This window comes from Spongiactinospora sp. 9N601 (assembly GCF_044326295.1).
GTDB classification, from domain to species: domain Bacteria; phylum Actinomycetota; class Actinomycetes; order Streptosporangiales; family Streptosporangiaceae; genus Spongiactinospora; species Spongiactinospora gelatinilytica.
Genome location: NZ_JBIRBB010000001.1, coordinates 351,500 through 364,340, shown reverse-complemented (window position 1 = coordinate 364,340; position 12,841 = coordinate 351,500). Strand labels below are relative to the sequence as shown.

At 72.1% G+C, this 12,841-nt stretch carries 15 protein-coding genes and 1 riboswitch; of the genes, 8 read left to right on the top strand and 7 right to left on the bottom strand.

Going from position 1 to position 12,841, the window contains the following annotated elements; translation table 11 throughout:
* Position 1: 1 nt before the first annotated feature.
* Together thiS and ACH34R_RS01550 are read right to left on the bottom strand one after the other, a co-directional pair.
* On the bottom strand, positions 2-202 hold the full coding sequence (gene thiS / locus ACH34R_RS01555) for a sulfur carrier protein ThiS (protein ID WP_397559473.1): 201 nt from the start codon (positions 200-202) through the stop codon (positions 2-4).
* Positions 199-1,383 carry an FAD-dependent oxidoreductase gene (locus ACH34R_RS01550; RefSeq protein ID WP_397559472.1) on the bottom strand — a complete coding sequence of 395 codons (1,185 nt, stop codon included), beginning with the start codon at positions 1,381-1,383 and terminating at the stop codon, positions 199-201. Before ACH34R_RS01550 ends, thiS begins: the two co-directional genes overlap by 4 nt.
* 484 nt (positions 1,384-1,867) lie before the next feature.
* Positions 1,868-1,983, bottom strand: a riboswitch (TPP riboswitch).
* Between the two features lie 130 nt (positions 1,984-2,113).
* Here ACH34R_RS01550 and ACH34R_RS01545 point away from each other — a divergent pair.
* The 3 genes from ACH34R_RS01545 to thiE are packed head-to-tail and all read left to right on the top strand — an operon-like array spanning position 2,114 to position 4,432.
* A complete protein-coding gene (locus tag ACH34R_RS01545) occupies positions 2,114-3,304 on the top strand; it encodes an NAD(P)/FAD-dependent oxidoreductase (RefSeq protein ID WP_397559471.1) in 1,191 nt (396 codons plus the stop codon).
* 40 nt (positions 3,305-3,344) lie between these two features.
* Positions 3,345-3,719 (top strand): Rv2175c family DNA-binding protein, encoded by a 375-nt coding sequence (locus ACH34R_RS01540; protein ID WP_397559470.1) that lies wholly within the window; start codon positions 3,345-3,347, stop codon positions 3,717-3,719.
* Positions 3,720-3,730: 11 nt separating this feature from the next.
* The gene (thiE, locus tag ACH34R_RS01535) at positions 3,731-4,432 is read left to right on the top strand and encodes a thiamine phosphate synthase (protein ID WP_397559469.1); all 702 of its coding nucleotides are present in this window, start codon (positions 3,731-3,733) and stop codon (positions 4,430-4,432) included.
* Positions 4,433-4,447: 15 nt separating this feature from the next.
* On the opposite strand, the gene ACH34R_RS01530 is transcribed toward thiE, so the two are convergent.
* Positions 4,448-5,515 carry a polyprenyl synthetase family protein gene (locus ACH34R_RS01530; RefSeq protein WP_397559468.1) on the bottom strand — a complete coding sequence of 356 codons (1,068 nt, stop codon included), beginning with the start codon at positions 5,513-5,515 and terminating at the stop codon, positions 4,448-4,450.
* 182 nt (positions 5,516-5,697) lie between these two features.
* On the opposite strand from ACH34R_RS01530, the gene metF reads away from it, so the two are divergent.
* Positions 5,698-6,630, top strand: coding sequence for a methylenetetrahydrofolate reductase [NAD(P)H] (metF, locus tag ACH34R_RS01525; RefSeq protein ID WP_111171129.1), 933 nt, complete (start codon positions 5,698-5,700; stop codon positions 6,628-6,630).
* A gap of 3 nt (positions 6,631-6,633) precedes the next feature.
* Positions 6,634-6,789 carry a hypothetical protein gene (locus ACH34R_RS01520; protein WP_397559467.1) on the top strand — a complete coding sequence of 52 codons (156 nt, stop codon included), beginning with the start codon at positions 6,634-6,636 and terminating at the stop codon, positions 6,787-6,789.
* A gap of 16 nt (positions 6,790-6,805) precedes the next feature.
* On the opposite strand, the gene ACH34R_RS01515 is transcribed toward ACH34R_RS01520, so the two are convergent.
* Together ACH34R_RS01515 and ACH34R_RS01510 are read right to left on the bottom strand one after the other, a co-directional pair.
* Positions 6,806-7,375 carry a GNAT family N-acetyltransferase gene (locus ACH34R_RS01515; protein WP_397559466.1) on the bottom strand — a complete coding sequence of 190 codons (570 nt, stop codon included), beginning with the start codon at positions 7,373-7,375 and terminating at the stop codon, positions 6,806-6,808.
* 31 nt (positions 7,376-7,406) lie between these two features.
* Positions 7,407-7,883 carry a YbaK/EbsC family protein gene (locus tag ACH34R_RS01510; RefSeq protein WP_397559465.1) on the bottom strand — a complete coding sequence of 159 codons (477 nt, stop codon included), beginning with the start codon at positions 7,881-7,883 and terminating at the stop codon, positions 7,407-7,409.
* 130 nt (positions 7,884-8,013) lie between these two features.
* Here ACH34R_RS01510 and ACH34R_RS01505 point away from each other — a divergent pair, with 130 nt between their 5' ends.
* Entirely contained in the window at positions 8,014-8,853 is an 840-nt protein-coding gene (locus tag ACH34R_RS01505; protein WP_397559464.1) for a L,D-transpeptidase family protein, read from the top strand.
* 233 nt (positions 8,854-9,086) lie between these two features.
* Here ACH34R_RS01505 and ACH34R_RS01500 read toward each other — a convergent pair whose 3' ends face one another.
* Both ACH34R_RS01500 and ACH34R_RS01495 read right to left on the bottom strand, forming a co-directional pair.
* The gene (locus ACH34R_RS01500; RefSeq protein ID WP_397559463.1) at positions 9,087-9,254 is read right to left on the bottom strand and encodes a hypothetical protein; all 168 of its coding nucleotides are present in this window, start codon (positions 9,252-9,254) and stop codon (positions 9,087-9,089) included.
* A 105-nt stretch (positions 9,255-9,359) separates the two neighbouring features.
* A complete protein-coding gene (locus ACH34R_RS01495; RefSeq protein WP_397559462.1) occupies positions 9,360-9,953 on the bottom strand; it encodes a TetR/AcrR family transcriptional regulator in 594 nt (197 codons plus the stop codon).
* Between the two features lie 110 nt (positions 9,954-10,063).
* Between ACH34R_RS01495 and ACH34R_RS01490 the strand changes: the two genes are divergently transcribed.
* The gene (locus tag ACH34R_RS01490; RefSeq protein ID WP_397559461.1) at positions 10,064-11,494 is read left to right on the top strand and encodes an MFS transporter; all 1,431 of its coding nucleotides are present in this window, start codon (positions 10,064-10,066) and stop codon (positions 11,492-11,494) included.
* A gap of 669 nt (positions 11,495-12,163) precedes the next feature.
* The gene (locus ACH34R_RS01485; RefSeq protein ID WP_397559460.1) at positions 12,164-12,610 is read left to right on the top strand and encodes an SAV_6107 family HEPN domain-containing protein; all 447 of its coding nucleotides are present in this window, start codon (positions 12,164-12,166) and stop codon (positions 12,608-12,610) included.
* Positions 12,611-12,841: the final 231 nt, after the last annotated feature.

The following is a 12,841-nucleotide window of genomic DNA, read 5'->3' as shown; positions in this document are numbered from 1 at the left end:
GTCATCCTCCCTGCACCGCGGTGAGCACTTCCACGCGGTCCCGCTCGGAAAGCGCGGTCGACTCCCACGCCCCCCTGGTGATGACCTCCTCGTTCAACGCGACCGCCACACCCGAGGTCGCGGTGGTGAGCGCGGTCACGGCGTTCGCCACGGTGGCCCCCTCGGGGAGGTCGTACGGGCTGCCGTTGATGGTCACTTTCATTCGGTGCTTTCCTCGAAACGCGATGGTGAACAGGGGTGGTCCACGATCGTCTCGCCCGCCAGCAGGCGGACGACCAGATCGGCGGTGAGGGGGGCGAGCAGTACGCCGCCCCGGTGATGGCCGGTGGCGACCAGGAGCCCCGGCAGCGCGGTGCGGCCGATCGCGGGCAGGTTGTCGGGCGTCCCCGGGCGCAGTCCGGCCACCACGTCGGTGACCTCCCACTCGGTGACGCCCGGCACCAGTTCCCTGGCGTCGCGCAGGATCTCCCACAGGCCGCCGGCCGTGACACGGGTGTCGAAGCCCATCTCCTCCTGGGTGGCTCCGAGCACCACCTCGCCGTCTCCGCGCGGCACCAGGTAGACGGGGGAGCCGTGGACGGTGCCGCGCACACAGCGGGTCAGCGCGGGATAGGGCGTGCGCAGGCGCATGATCTGGCCCTTGACCGGTCGTACCGGGGGCAGCACGCCGCCGGGCACCCCGGGCAGCGAGCCGGTCCACGCCCCGGCCGCCAGCACCACCTGGTCCGCCGGGATCTGCTCCGGGGCCGCCCCGGAGTCCTGACGGGGGAGCGGGGCGCGGCCGGGCCGCACGCCGCGCGAGCCGGGCTCGGCGTCCGCCGCCGCGAGCCGTACGCCCTGGACCGTGCCGCCGGCCACCACCACTTCGGCGACCCGGCGGCGCAGCACCGGGACACCGAGCCTGGACAGGGCGGTGAGCAGGGCGCGGGTCACCCGGCGCGGGTTCACCCAGGAGTCGCCGGGGGCGAGCAGGCCGCCGCGCACCGACGGGGCCAGCATGGGCTCCAGGCGGCGGCACTCGCGGCCGGTGAGCCGTTCGACGGGGAGGTCCAGTTTGGCCATGAACTCCGCCAGCTCGCCCAGCGCCGCCAGGTCGTCCGCGCCGAAGGCGACGTCCAGCGTGCCCGCCGAGCGCAGGTCGAGGTCGTCGCCGGTGGCCTCGGTGAGTTCGGCGGCGAAGCGCGGCCAGCGGGCGAGGGAGTCCACCCCCAGCCGCAGCAGCGGCTCCTCGGTGTAGGTGACCTCGCTCACCGGCGCGAGCATCCCGGCCGCGGCGTACGACGCGCCGCCCCCAGGATCGGGGTCGATGACCGTCACGGCCGCGCCCTCCCGGGCCGCCCGCCACGCGACGCTCAGCCCGACGACGCCGCCTCCCACCACCACGACCCGCCCCGCTCGGCCCGCGAGCCGCCCGGCGGGCTCTGCGGCCGTTTGCGGGCCGCCATCAACCCTGGTTGGGGTGCTTCCGTGTCCGGCCGGGTTTTTCGGTCCCGGCGCGTCCGTACCCGGGGAATCGGCGAGTGGGGCGCCACCGGACGCCGGTACGCCTCCGGCCGCGCTCAGCGGCGGGGGAGCGGGGACGCCCGGGGGGTCGCCGAGGGGTTTCGGGCCGTTCGCGAGCCCGCCGGGGGACACGGCGTGCGGGAGGCTCGCGACTCCGGCCGCGGGTTTCGGGCCGAACTCATCCCCACCTGGGGGATCGACACTCCGCATACCTTCGCTTGGGGCCGCCCTGGGCGGGGTACGCCCATCGTGGGTGGCTCCTTCCGAGCCGGTCTCCTCGGAGGCCCCTACCAGGTTCCTTCGTTCCCGATCGACTGGTTGGTGGCGGTTTTGCTCGCTTCGGTGGTGCTCGCTGCGCTGTGGCCTCATGCGGCCGATCGCTCCCTTCGCCGGCATGACCCGGATCAGGTTCTGTTACGGTCGAGGGCCGTGACAGCCCTCCTCTCAGCCCGGTTCGTCCGGACTCCCGTGCGTTTATCCCTTCTAGCCTAAGCGTCCGCAGAAGTGACCCCGCACGGGGTGTCAGCTGCGGGCGTGTACATGGATTAGCGTTTTCGTTGTCGAATCGCCATTGGCGCGCTTTCGATGCGCCGACTTAGGGTCGTGGGTTGTGAATCAGGTCGTGGTGGTGGGAGCCGGGCTCGCCGGTGTGCGCAGTCTTGAGGCCCTTCGGGCCCACGGGTACGACGGCAGAATCACTCTGATCGGAGAGGAGCGGCACCGGCCCTATGACCGCCCGCCGCTCTCCAAGGCCGTGCTGAACAGGGAGAAGGAGATCGACTCGACCTACGTCGACCTCGACCTCGACGCCCTGAAGATCGACTGGCGTCAGGCCGTGGCCGCCAAGGGGCTGCGGCCCGGAGTGGTCGAGACGACCGAGGGCGAGCTGCCGTACGACGGGCTGGTGATCGCGACCGGCGCCACGCCGATCAGGCTGCGCGGTGAGGGCCGCCAGCACGTGCTGCGGACCATCGACGACGCCCTGGAGCTGCGCGACCGGCTCGCGCCCGGGGTCCGGGTGGCGGTCATCGGCGCGGGCTGGATCGGCGCGGAGGTCACCACCGCGGCGGCCCGCGCCGGGTGCGACGTGGTCGTCGTGGAGGCCGCTCCCACCCCGCTGAGCGCGGCGCTCGGCGACGACGCGGGCGCGTGGACGGTCCCGTGGTACGCGGAGGCCGGGGTCGAGCTGCGCCTTTCCACACGGGTCGCCTCGGTCGACCACGACGGGCTCACGCTCGCCGACGGCTCGCGGATCAAGGCCGACGTCGTCGTCACCGGCGTGGGCGTCCGCCCGGCGATCGGCTGGCTGTCCGGTTCCGGCATCGAGCTGGCCGACGGGGTCGTGACCGACGAGCACCTGCGCACCTCGCTGCCCGGCGTCGTCGCGGTCGGCGACTGCGCCGCCTGGTGGTCGCGCAGGTTCGCGCGCCGGCTGCGGGTGGAGCACTGGGACACCGCGCTCGGCGCGCCCGACGTCGCCGCCGCGGCCATTCTCGGCGAGGACGCCGTCTACGACCCGGTGCCCTACTTCTGGTCGGAGCAGTTCGGGCACATGGTGCAGTACGCCGGGTACCACGCGGGCCCGCGCGCCGCCCGCCGCGTCCTGCGGGGCGACCCGCACACCGACGCCAAATGGGCCATCTGCTGGCTGACCGGCGATGACCGGCTGACCGCGATCCTCACCGTCGATCGCCCTCGCGACCTCGTCCAGGGCAGGCGGATCGTGGAGGCCGGCCGGCGGCTCGACGCCCGCCGCCTGGCCGATCCCGGCACCATGCTGCGCGATTGCGTGGTCGCCTGAGGGTGTTTGCAGATCGCCCAGTCGTGGTACTGGTGGATTCGTGACGCTTTCTGTTGCACAGATCGACCAGCAGACCGACGAGTTGGTAGGGGAGTGGATCCCGCTGTCGGAAGTGGCCAAGCGGCTGGGCCTGTCGGCCGGCCGGGCCAAGCAACTGCTGAAGGACCGCAAGATCATCGGAGTACGCCGGGACGGTGGCGAGCCCCAGGTGCCCGCCGCCTTCCTGGCCGCTGACGATGTGCTCAAGGGCCTGCCGGGCACGCTGACCGTGCTCGGTGACGCCGGATACGACGACGTCGAGGCACTGCGCTGGCTGTTCACCCCGGACGAGTCCCTGACCGGGGCGCCCGTCCAGGCGATCGCCGCCGGCCGGCACACCGAGGTCAAGCGCCGGGCGCAGGCGCTCGCCTTCTGACCGGCCGCCCGATGTCATCTCACCCATCCTCCGCCGGGCGTGCCACGCCCGGCGCGAGCCGTACCGCGCTCACCGAGCGCCTGCGATCGGCCCGCCTCTACCTCTGCACCGACGGCCGCCGCAACCGCGGTGACCTGCCCGCCTTCCTCGACGCCGTGCTCGGCGCCGGGGTCGACATCGTGCAGCTTCGGGAGAAGGGCCTGGAGGCGCGTGACGAACTGGCCCTGCTGGAGGTGTTCCGCGACGCCTGCGACCGGCACGGCGCGCTCCTGGCCGTCAACGACCGGGCCGACGTGGCCTACGCCGCCCGGCCCGACATCCTGCATCTCGGCCAGGACGACCTGCCGGTCACCGTCGCGCGCGACATCCTCGGCCCCGACATCCTCATCGGCCGCTCCACCCACGAGGCCGGCGAGGCGTCCGCGGCGGCGGCCGAAGACGGCGTCGACTACTACTGCTGCGGCCCGGTCTGGCCCACGCCGACCAAACCGGGCCGCCCGGCCCCGGGCCCCGGCCTGCTCAAGCACGCGGCGGACCTGCCCGCCACGCGCCCCTGGTTCGCCATCGGCGGCATCGACCTGGCCCGCCTGGACGAGGTGATCTCCTACGGCGCGCGCCGGGTCGTCGTGGTCCGCGCCATCACCGACGCCGACGACCCCGCCGCGGCGGCGGCGGAGTTCGCCGCCCGCCTGGCCGCGGCGCAGCCGCCGTGAGCCTTCCGGCCGGGCTCACATGTCGCGGGTCGTGGCGGCCACCGCGAGGTCGGCCAGGGCGGTACGCGCCTCCGCGGTGATCGGGGCACGCTCCAGCGCGTCCAGGGCGTCGTGCAGGTACCGCTTGATCATCTCCTCGCAGGCCGCCAGCGCCCCGCTCTCCTGGATGATCGTGCGCAGCGTGGCCACGCCCTCCGCACCGAGGGCGGGGTCGCCGAGCAGCCGCCGGACCACGGCCGCCGCCTCGGACGGCGCCGCGGCCAGCGTGCGGGCGATCAGCATGGTCCGCTTGCCCTCGCGCAGGTCGTCACCGGCCGGCTTGCCGGTCTGCGAGGGGTCGCCGAAGACGCCGAGCACGTCGTCACGGAGCTGGAAGGCGATGCCCACGCCGGTGCCGTAGTCGGAGCACAGCGCGTCCGTCCACGGCGGCGCGCCCCTGGCCGCCAGCGTCAGGCCGAGCCGCAGCGGGCGCTCCACCGAGTACCGGCCGCTCTTGTAGAGCGCGACCCGCAGCGCGCTTTCGAAGGTGTTCTCGCCGTGCGCCTGTTCCAGCAGGTCGAGGTACTGGCCGCACATCAGCTCGGTGCGCATGTGGTCGTGCGCGGGCTGGGCGGCGGCCAGCGCCTCAGGGGGCAGCCCGCAGGTGCGCCACATCTCGCTCGACCAGAGCAGCAGCAGGTTGCCCAGCAGCACCGCGGCCCCCGCGCCGAACTGCTCGGCCGAACCGTTCCAGCTCTCCTTCTCGTGCAGGGTCTGGAAGCGGCGGTGCGCGGCGGGCATGCCGCGCCGCAGGTCGCTGTTGTCCATCAGGTCGTCGTGTACGAGGGCGCTGGCCTGGAGCAGTTCGAGGGAGGCCGCCGCGGTGAGCACCGCGGGGTCGTCGCCGCCGCCCGCGGCCTTCCAGCCCCAGTAGCAAAAGGCCGGGCGCAGCCGCTTCCCGCCCGCCAGGAAGTCCTCGGCGGCGTCGAAGAGCGGCGCGACGTCGGGCCCGCCGGCCACCGCTCGCTGATGGTCGAGGAAGGTCTTCAGCGAACGGTCGACCTCGGTGCGGAGCATGCCGCGCGCGGCGCCGGAAACGGTCATGTTCCGAGCGTAACGGCAGGGCGCCGCGGGGAATGATCCCGACTGCCCGTTTCAGCATGGAGTTCGGCAGGCACTTGACAGGACTCCGGCGCGGAGTCCACGGGACCCGGCAGGGGTGCGGCACGGGCGATGACCCGATGATGACTTAGCGTTTGCCGGTGGCGCCCCGTACCCTGGTGGACATGTCTTTGGGTCGTCCGTCCGTCCGCCCCGACCGGGTGCCGACCGTGCGCGAGTTGCTCGCGAGCGGCGACCGGTCGTTCTCCTTCGAGTTCTTCCCCCCCAAGTCCGAGGAGGGAGAGCGCCAGTTGTGGCGCGCGATCAGGGAGCTGGAGGCGCTCAGCCCCACCTTCGTCTCGGTGACCTACGGCGCGGGCGGCGGCAACCGTGACCGCACCGTCGGCATCGTCGAGCGGGTCGCCCACGAGACCACCCTCACCCCGGTCGCCCACTTCACCGCGGTCAACCACTCGGTGCGCGAGCTGCGCCACCTCGTCGGCCGGTTCGCCGACGCCGGGGTGCGCAACATCCTCGCGGTGCGCGGCGACCCGCCCGGCGACCCGATGGGGGAGTGGGTCCAGCACCCCGAGGGCGTCCTGTACGCCGAGGAGCTGGTCCGGCTCATCCGGCAGTCCGGCGACTTCTGCGTCGGCGTGGCCGCCTTCCCCTACAAGCATCCGAGGTCGGCCACGATCGAGTCCGACACCGACTTCTTCGTGCGCAAGTGCCGCGCGGGGGCCGACTACGCGATCACCCAGATGTTCTTCCGCGCCGACGACTACCTGCGGCTGCGCGACCGGGTGGCGGCCAACGGGTGCGACACGCCGATCATCCCGGGCATCATGCCGGTCACCCGGATGAGCACGATCGCCCGCTCCGAGCAGCTTTCCGGCGCGCCGTTCCCCGAAGAGGTCGCCGCCCGCTTCGAGGAGGTCAAGGACGACCCGGAGGCGGTCCGCCGGCTGGGCATCGAGCACGCGGCGGAGCTGTGCCGCCGGCTGCTCGACGAGGGCGCGCCGGGCATCCACTTCATCACCTTCAACCGCTCCAGCGCCACCAGGGAGGTCTTCCAGCGCATCGCCCCCGTCCCCGCGGCGGCCTCGGTGAGCGTCTGAGCGGTGGTGACGGCGACCCCCGCCCCCAGAAGACGGTGGTCGCCGCGGATGTGGTGCGGCAGCAGGTCGAGGAAGGCGCGCAGCGTCCGTGCCGGCGCGCGCGAGGCCGAGGTCACCACGCTGAGCGTCCAGGACGACCCGCCGGCCACGTCGATCTGACTCTCTTTGGCGTCGTTCAGGCGCGTGCCGGGGTGCCCGCGCCCTTGAGCGGCAGCGACGCGCCCATGATCGCGTAGCGTTCGTAGCCGCCGGGGAACACGTACTGTGTCAGCAGATCGGCGAACCCGAGGCTGTGGTACAGGTGCCGGGCCGCGGTCGGCCGGTCATGCGTGGACAGCACCGAAGTGCGCTCGGGCCGCCCATCGCACAACGCGTGCATCATCGCCCGCCCGGTGCCCTTGCCCTGATAGTCGGGATGCACGTGCACCTCGGCGATCTCCAGCGTGTCACCGAGCCAGCCCAGTGCCGCCTCCGGCCCGCCCGCCTGGCTCAGCGAGCGGTAGATCACGTCGTGCCACCACTGGTCGGCCGCGCCGTGGAAGCCGTAGGCGAAGCCGACCGGTTCGCCGTCCTCGCGCTCGGCGAGCACGCAGGTGAAGTCGGGGTAGGTCGTGTGGTTGCGCATGATGCTCTTGCGACCGGAGAGCTGGTCGGCCGGGGGACGCATGGCCGCCGTGTAGATGGCGATCGCCGCGTCCAGCCCCGCGCCGAACTCCTCTGGCCCGACATGCCGCAATCCGATCACTTCTCGCACCCTAGCAGCCGCCCCGACGGCCTCACTCGACCTCTACCGGCGTCCCGCCGGTGATGCGGACCAGCTCCTCGAAGGTGGTGGGGAAGACGGTGTGCGGGTGGCCGCCCGCCGCCCACACGACCTCGTGCTTGCTCAGCCAGGTGTCCACCAGTGTGCGGACCGGCGCGGGGTGCCCCACCGGCGCGACCCCGCCGATCGGCTGGCCGGTGGCGGCCCTGACGAACTCGGGCGTCGCCCGCCTGACCTTCGCGACGCCCGCCGTCCGGGCGATCAGGGCCGTGTCGACCCGGTGGGCACCGCTGGTGAGGACGAGCAGGGGAGTGCCGTCCGCGTCGAAGATCAGGCTGTTGGCGATCGCGCCCACCTCACAGCCGAGCTGCGCGGCGGCCGCGGCGGCGGTGGGCGCCGACTCGGGCAGCAGCACGATCTCCCCTTCCGCGCCCAGCTCGCGCAGCGCGGTCTCCACCTTTACCGCGTTGTGCGGCAACTTTTCTGGCATCCCGACACTCTAATCAAGCGGGGGCGTACATATCGATTGATTACCGATCGATGGCACTTGTCGACCCTGGGTGACTGTTCCACTAGAGTCACTTGTTTTAGCGATAATGCGTGTGAGGGGATGGTTTGACGTGGGGGCAGCTAAGCACCTAGGACTGGCCGCCTGTGCGACCGCGGCGGCCCTGCTCATCGCCGGATGCGGCCTCAGCGGCTCGGAGCCCGTGGCCGGGCCCGCGCCGCGCGCCGTACACGCGGAGTTCGCGGGCGCACCGAGCGCCGGGGCCGCCGCCGGGCTCGCGGCCGGCCGGGCCGAGCCCGCGCCGTTCACCGCGCCAGGCAAGACGCTGCGCCTCGGCGCCAAGGGCAAGGTCGTCAAGGTGCTCCAGGCGCGGCTGAAGGAGCTCGGCTACCACCCCGGCAAGATCGACGGGCAGTACGGCGGCGGCACGCAGTTCGCCGTCTGGGCCTTCCAGAAGGTCAACGGCATCCGCCCGACCAGCACGATCGCCCGCCGGACCTGGAACGCGCTGGAAGACCCCAAGGCGCCCAAGGTACTGGCCCGCCGGGGCAAGGCCACCAGGGTCGAGATCAACCTCACCCAGCAGGTCATGGTCCTTTATGTGGGCGGCGAGCCGAAGCTGATCAGCCACACCTCCTCCGGCAGCGGCATCGCGTACTGCGAGACCACCGAGTGGCAGGGCAAGAAGCAGCGCTTCTGCGGCGACGCCCGCACCCCCACGGGCGACTACAAGACCACCTGGCGCAAGTCCGGCTGGCACAAGTCCTACCTGGGCCAGCTCTACAACCCCATCTTCTTCAACGGCGGCATCGCCGTGCACGGCGCCCTGTCCGTCCCCCTGGCCCCGGCCTCCCACGGCTGCGTCCGCCTCCCCATGCACGTGGCCAAGATCCTCCCCGCCATGCTCGGCAAGGGCGTCCCCGTCCACGTCCGAGGCAAGTTCCGCCGCTGACCCTTTAACCCCTCACCCCGCTGCACTGGCACGCCCCAAAGGCCCGGCCCTCGCCGCCGCTCTTCCGTACATCGGGCTCCGCCCGACTCCGCTGCCGCTCGCACCGCATCTGCCGCCCGCGGCTCCCGTACGACAAGCCCCTGCGCCCTCCACCCGCCGCCCCCCGCACCGACCCCACCGCGCCACGCGTCCGGTGCGCCAATGGGCTCGGCCCTCGCTGACGCTCTTCTTACTTACATCGGGCTCCGCGACGCTGGGGCTCGCGTGACGCGGGCGGTGACGGCCTCTACCGCGGCGACGGCTTTCGCCGGACTGCGGCTGCTGCCGATGATGACCGTGGCTCCGGCGGCGGCGAACTGCTCGGCGATGAAGTAGCCGGTGCCGGCGTTGCCGCCGGTCACCAGCACCGTGTTGCCGTCGGGGCGCGGGGCCTGTGGACGTTCCAGGCCACGAAGGCTCCTCGCAGGGCGTCGCGGGCGGGGCCCGTAGACGGCGAGGAGGGCAGGTCAGAGGTCGGGCCAGGCCAGGTGGAGGCGGCGGAATGCCTCGGCGAGGGCGGCCTTGCGGTCGGGGCGGCCCGATGCCAGGTCGGGGATCTCCAGCACGTAGCGGGCCAGGATGTGGAGGGATTCGTCGGGCTCGTCCTGTCCGGCGGCTTCGGCGAGCAGGCGAGCGAGCGGGTCCTGGCAGGCCACCCAGACCTGACGTGCGTAGGCCCACAGAGCCGGAGTGTTCATCACCAGATTTGCCGCGCGCCGGTAGCGCTCAGGCAGGTCTTGGTCGTCGGCGAAAGGGGCCCGGCCGGCGAAGAAGGCGTACAGGGCCTCCAGAGCCGAGCTGCCCTCGGGCCGGTTGCGGACCGCGTCGGCCAGGGCCGCCTCGCGCTCCCCGCTGTCGTCGAGGATCAGCGCTTCCTTGCCCGCCGGGAAGTGCGCGAACAGGGTCGTGGTCGCGGTGTCCGCAGCCTCGGCGATCTGCGCGACCGTCACCTTCTCGTAGCCGTGCGCCAAGAAGAGCTCCAGCGCCGCATCGGCCAGGGCCTTGCGAGTCGCCGCCTTCTTGCGTTCGCGCCTGCCGGGCGCGCCTCCAGTGGTCGCCATCCCAGAAAGATATCACCACCCAGTCCAAATCACTACTGGTTGCAGTTTTGGTCAGAGTAGTGTTTCTTGGTGAGTAGGAAATTCCGCCCTGTTCACTCCTGGAGGCCCGTATGTCCACCAGCACAGAAGCCCGGTCTCCGACAGGGGCACCGCTCGGCAAACTCGCAATGTGGGCGGTCCTGGCCCTGGTCCTGCTCGCCGACGCCCTCGACATGATCGACGCGACGGTCACGAACATCGCGGCGCCCACGATCGTGGACCACATCGGCGGCGGCGACGGTCTGATCAAGTGGCTCGGGGCGTCCTACGCCCTGGCCATGAGCGTCCTGCTGATCATCGGCGGACGCCTCGGCGACCGCTACGGGCAGCGCCGCCTCTTCCTGATCGGCATGAGCGGCTTCACCCTCGCCTCAGCGGCCTGCGGGCTGGCCGCCGGTCCCGGCGTGATGATCTTCGCCCGGATCCTGCAGGGCGCCTTCGGTGCCCTCCTCATCCCGCAGGGCATAGCGATCATGACTCGTCACTTCACCCCCGACATGCGGCGTACGTCGTTCAACCTGTTCGGGCCGCTGCTGGGTATCGCCACCATCGGCGGTCCGGTCCTGGCCGGGTTCGTCATCGACGCAGACTTCGCCGGCCTGTCCTGGCGGCCGATCTTCCTGGTCAACCTCCTATTGGGCACCGTCGGCGTCGTTCTGGCCGCCCGGATCCTGCCCCGTGACAACGCCGACCGGTCCGTCACCGTGGACGGCGTCGGCGCGGGCATCCTCGCCGTGGCCATGTTCGGCACGATGTTCGGCCTCATCGAAGGCTCCGAGACCGACTGGAGCGCCCTCTCCCTCGCGGCCCTGGCCCTCGGTGTGGTCTTCCTGCTGCTGTTCGCACGCCGTCAGCGCACCGCGACCGCGCCGCTCATCGAGCCCTCTCTGTTCCGCAACAAGGGCTTCACCTCAGGGCTGCTGGTCGGGCTGATGTTCTTCGCCGTCACCAACGGACTGGGCTTCGTCATCTCCCTGTTCATCCAGCAGGCCCTGGGCGCCAGCCCCGGCAGCGCCGCCCTGGGCATGCTGCCGCTGACCCTCGGAATCATCGCCGGCGCCGGCGCGGGCATGGCCCTGACCAAGAAGCTGGGCCGCACCCTCATCCTCGCCGGCATGCTGGTCACCCTCGCCGGAGCCGGCTGGCTGCTGGCTCTGGTGATCACCAGCGGCACCGACGTCACCCTGCTCGCCCTGGCACCCGCCAGCGTCCTGGCCGGCATCGGCATGGGCGCCTGCTTCGGCACCCTCTTCGACATCACCATCGGTGACACCGCCCCCGCCGAAGCAGGCAGCGCAAGCGGCACCCTCACCGCCGTCCAGCAACTCGCCACCGCCCTGGGCTCCGCCACCGTCACCACCGTTTACCTCCATGGCGGAGCCCCCGACCACGCCATGACCCTCGCCATCATCACCGTCATGGCCGTCACCGTCATCTGCCTGCCCTTCCTGAAGCTCTTGCCGAAGTCCGCCCCCGCCGACGACGCAGCCCCCGGCCACTGAACGGCCGGGCGCCCCATCGCCAATGCCGGCATCGCACTCGGCGGCCTGCCGGTGGCCGTGGGTGCGTGCCGTGCCTCCCGGATCGCTGCGTACCGAGCACGAGTACGCAGCAAGCCGGGAGGCCCACCCCAAAGCCCTCTACCGCCGCTCTCGGCGGCCACCTCCCGCCCTCGCGGCCAAGATTCACAGGCGCGCGCCCCTGTCCACCGTTCACATCGCTCTTTCGGGCAGCCGTCAGGCCGCTCGGTCCTCCTGCGCCGGCACTTCGTGCCCTCGCTACGGACCGGCGCGCTTCTTCCACTCGCCCGCCGAGACCGTCGCCGTGGCCCCGGACGGGGTGTACTTCATCTGACTGTGTGGGCGTGCGCGCCCTGACTCCAGACCACACCCTCTGGCCTGGTCAGCGCCCTTGATCGAAACTGTGTTCGCAGAAGACTTGACATCAATTCCGATCGAATTTATGTTCGATGGTGAGAACGGGACTCGCGGCCCGTTCCATGGGCGGTGGGTGGCGTCCTCGTCGTCGGCGGAGACGAGTGGGCGCCGCCCGGCCGGACGGGGAGTGGGGAAGCTCCTCGTCCGGCCGCCCGGCAAGAATGTCGGTGCTGTCTGCGAATGTGGCATCACCGGCAGTGAGCCGGAGCCGCCACGAGCGAGGGAGGCTGCAGCATGACCCCACGGCTCAGCGATGACAGCGGGCCCCGATTGTCGCCCACGGTCAGAGCACACCTGGCCGATGCGCGCGACTGCCTGACGCAGGCCGCGTCGGCGACCACCCCGGCGACGCGTTATGTCTCCGCCCACCTGGCCGCGCTGCGCGCGGCGGCGGCGGTGCTGGCCGCCCGCCCCCGGCCGATGGACGGCAGGCGCCGGCGACTGCGCAGCGCCTGGGAACTGCTCCCGGAGGCCGAGCCACGGCTGGCCGAATGGGCGGCCTACTTCGCGGTGAGCGCGGGCAAGCGCGCCGCCGCCGAGGCGGGCATGGTGCGAGTGGTCAGCGCACGCGACGCGGAAGAGCTGATCACGGAGGCGGAGACGTTCGTCACCACCGTGGAGGCCATCCTCGGCGTGCCCGGCCAGCCCGCCCTGCCCGTCACCGTCCCCCTTGCCGGCTGACCCCACCCCCACGATCACGGGCCCGGCCCCTCGGCGAGGTTGCACCTCGCCGCCCTTGGCGGGCGAGTCCCCTGGCCGCTTGCGCAGGTCGCCGTACAACAGGCGTGACGCCGCATCCCGTACTCAGATCGCCAAACCGGCCGCGCCCCCATGGGTGGCGTAGATGGCCTGGCAACCGGTGAAGTTCACCTCCGCGCGCGCGAGGGCCATGTGTGTGTGCCTCGGTGCGGC

What these genes read in the sequence shown, in the direction of transcription:
- thiS (WP_397559473.1), bottom strand. Translation starts at nt 202, where the DNA reads ATGAAAGTGACCATCAACGGCAGCCCGTACGACCTCCCCGAGGGGGCC.
- thiE (WP_397559469.1), top strand. Translation starts at nt 3,731, where the DNA reads ATGTCATCTCACCCATCCTCCGCCGGGCGTGCCACGCCCGGCGCGAGC.
- ACH34R_RS01530 (WP_397559468.1), bottom strand. Translation starts at nt 5,515, where the DNA reads ATGACCGTTTCCGGCGCCGCGCGCGGCATGCTCCGCACCGAGGTCGAC.
- metF (WP_111171129.1), top strand. Translation starts at nt 5,698, where the DNA reads ATGTCTTTGGGTCGTCCGTCCGTCCGCCCCGACCGGGTGCCGACCGTG.
- ACH34R_RS01510 (WP_397559465.1), bottom strand. Translation starts at nt 7,883, where the DNA reads ATGCCAGAAAAGTTGCCGCACAACGCGGTAAAGGTGGAGACCGCGCTG.
- ACH34R_RS01495 (WP_397559462.1), bottom strand. Translation starts at nt 9,953, where the DNA reads ATGGCGACCACTGGAGGCGCGCCCGGCAGGCGCGAACGCAAGAAGGCG.
- ACH34R_RS01490 (WP_397559461.1), top strand. Translation starts at nt 10,064, where the DNA reads ATGTCCACCAGCACAGAAGCCCGGTCTCCGACAGGGGCACCGCTCGGC.
- ACH34R_RS01485 (WP_397559460.1), top strand. Translation starts at nt 12,164, where the DNA reads ATGACCCCACGGCTCAGCGATGACAGCGGGCCCCGATTGTCGCCCACG.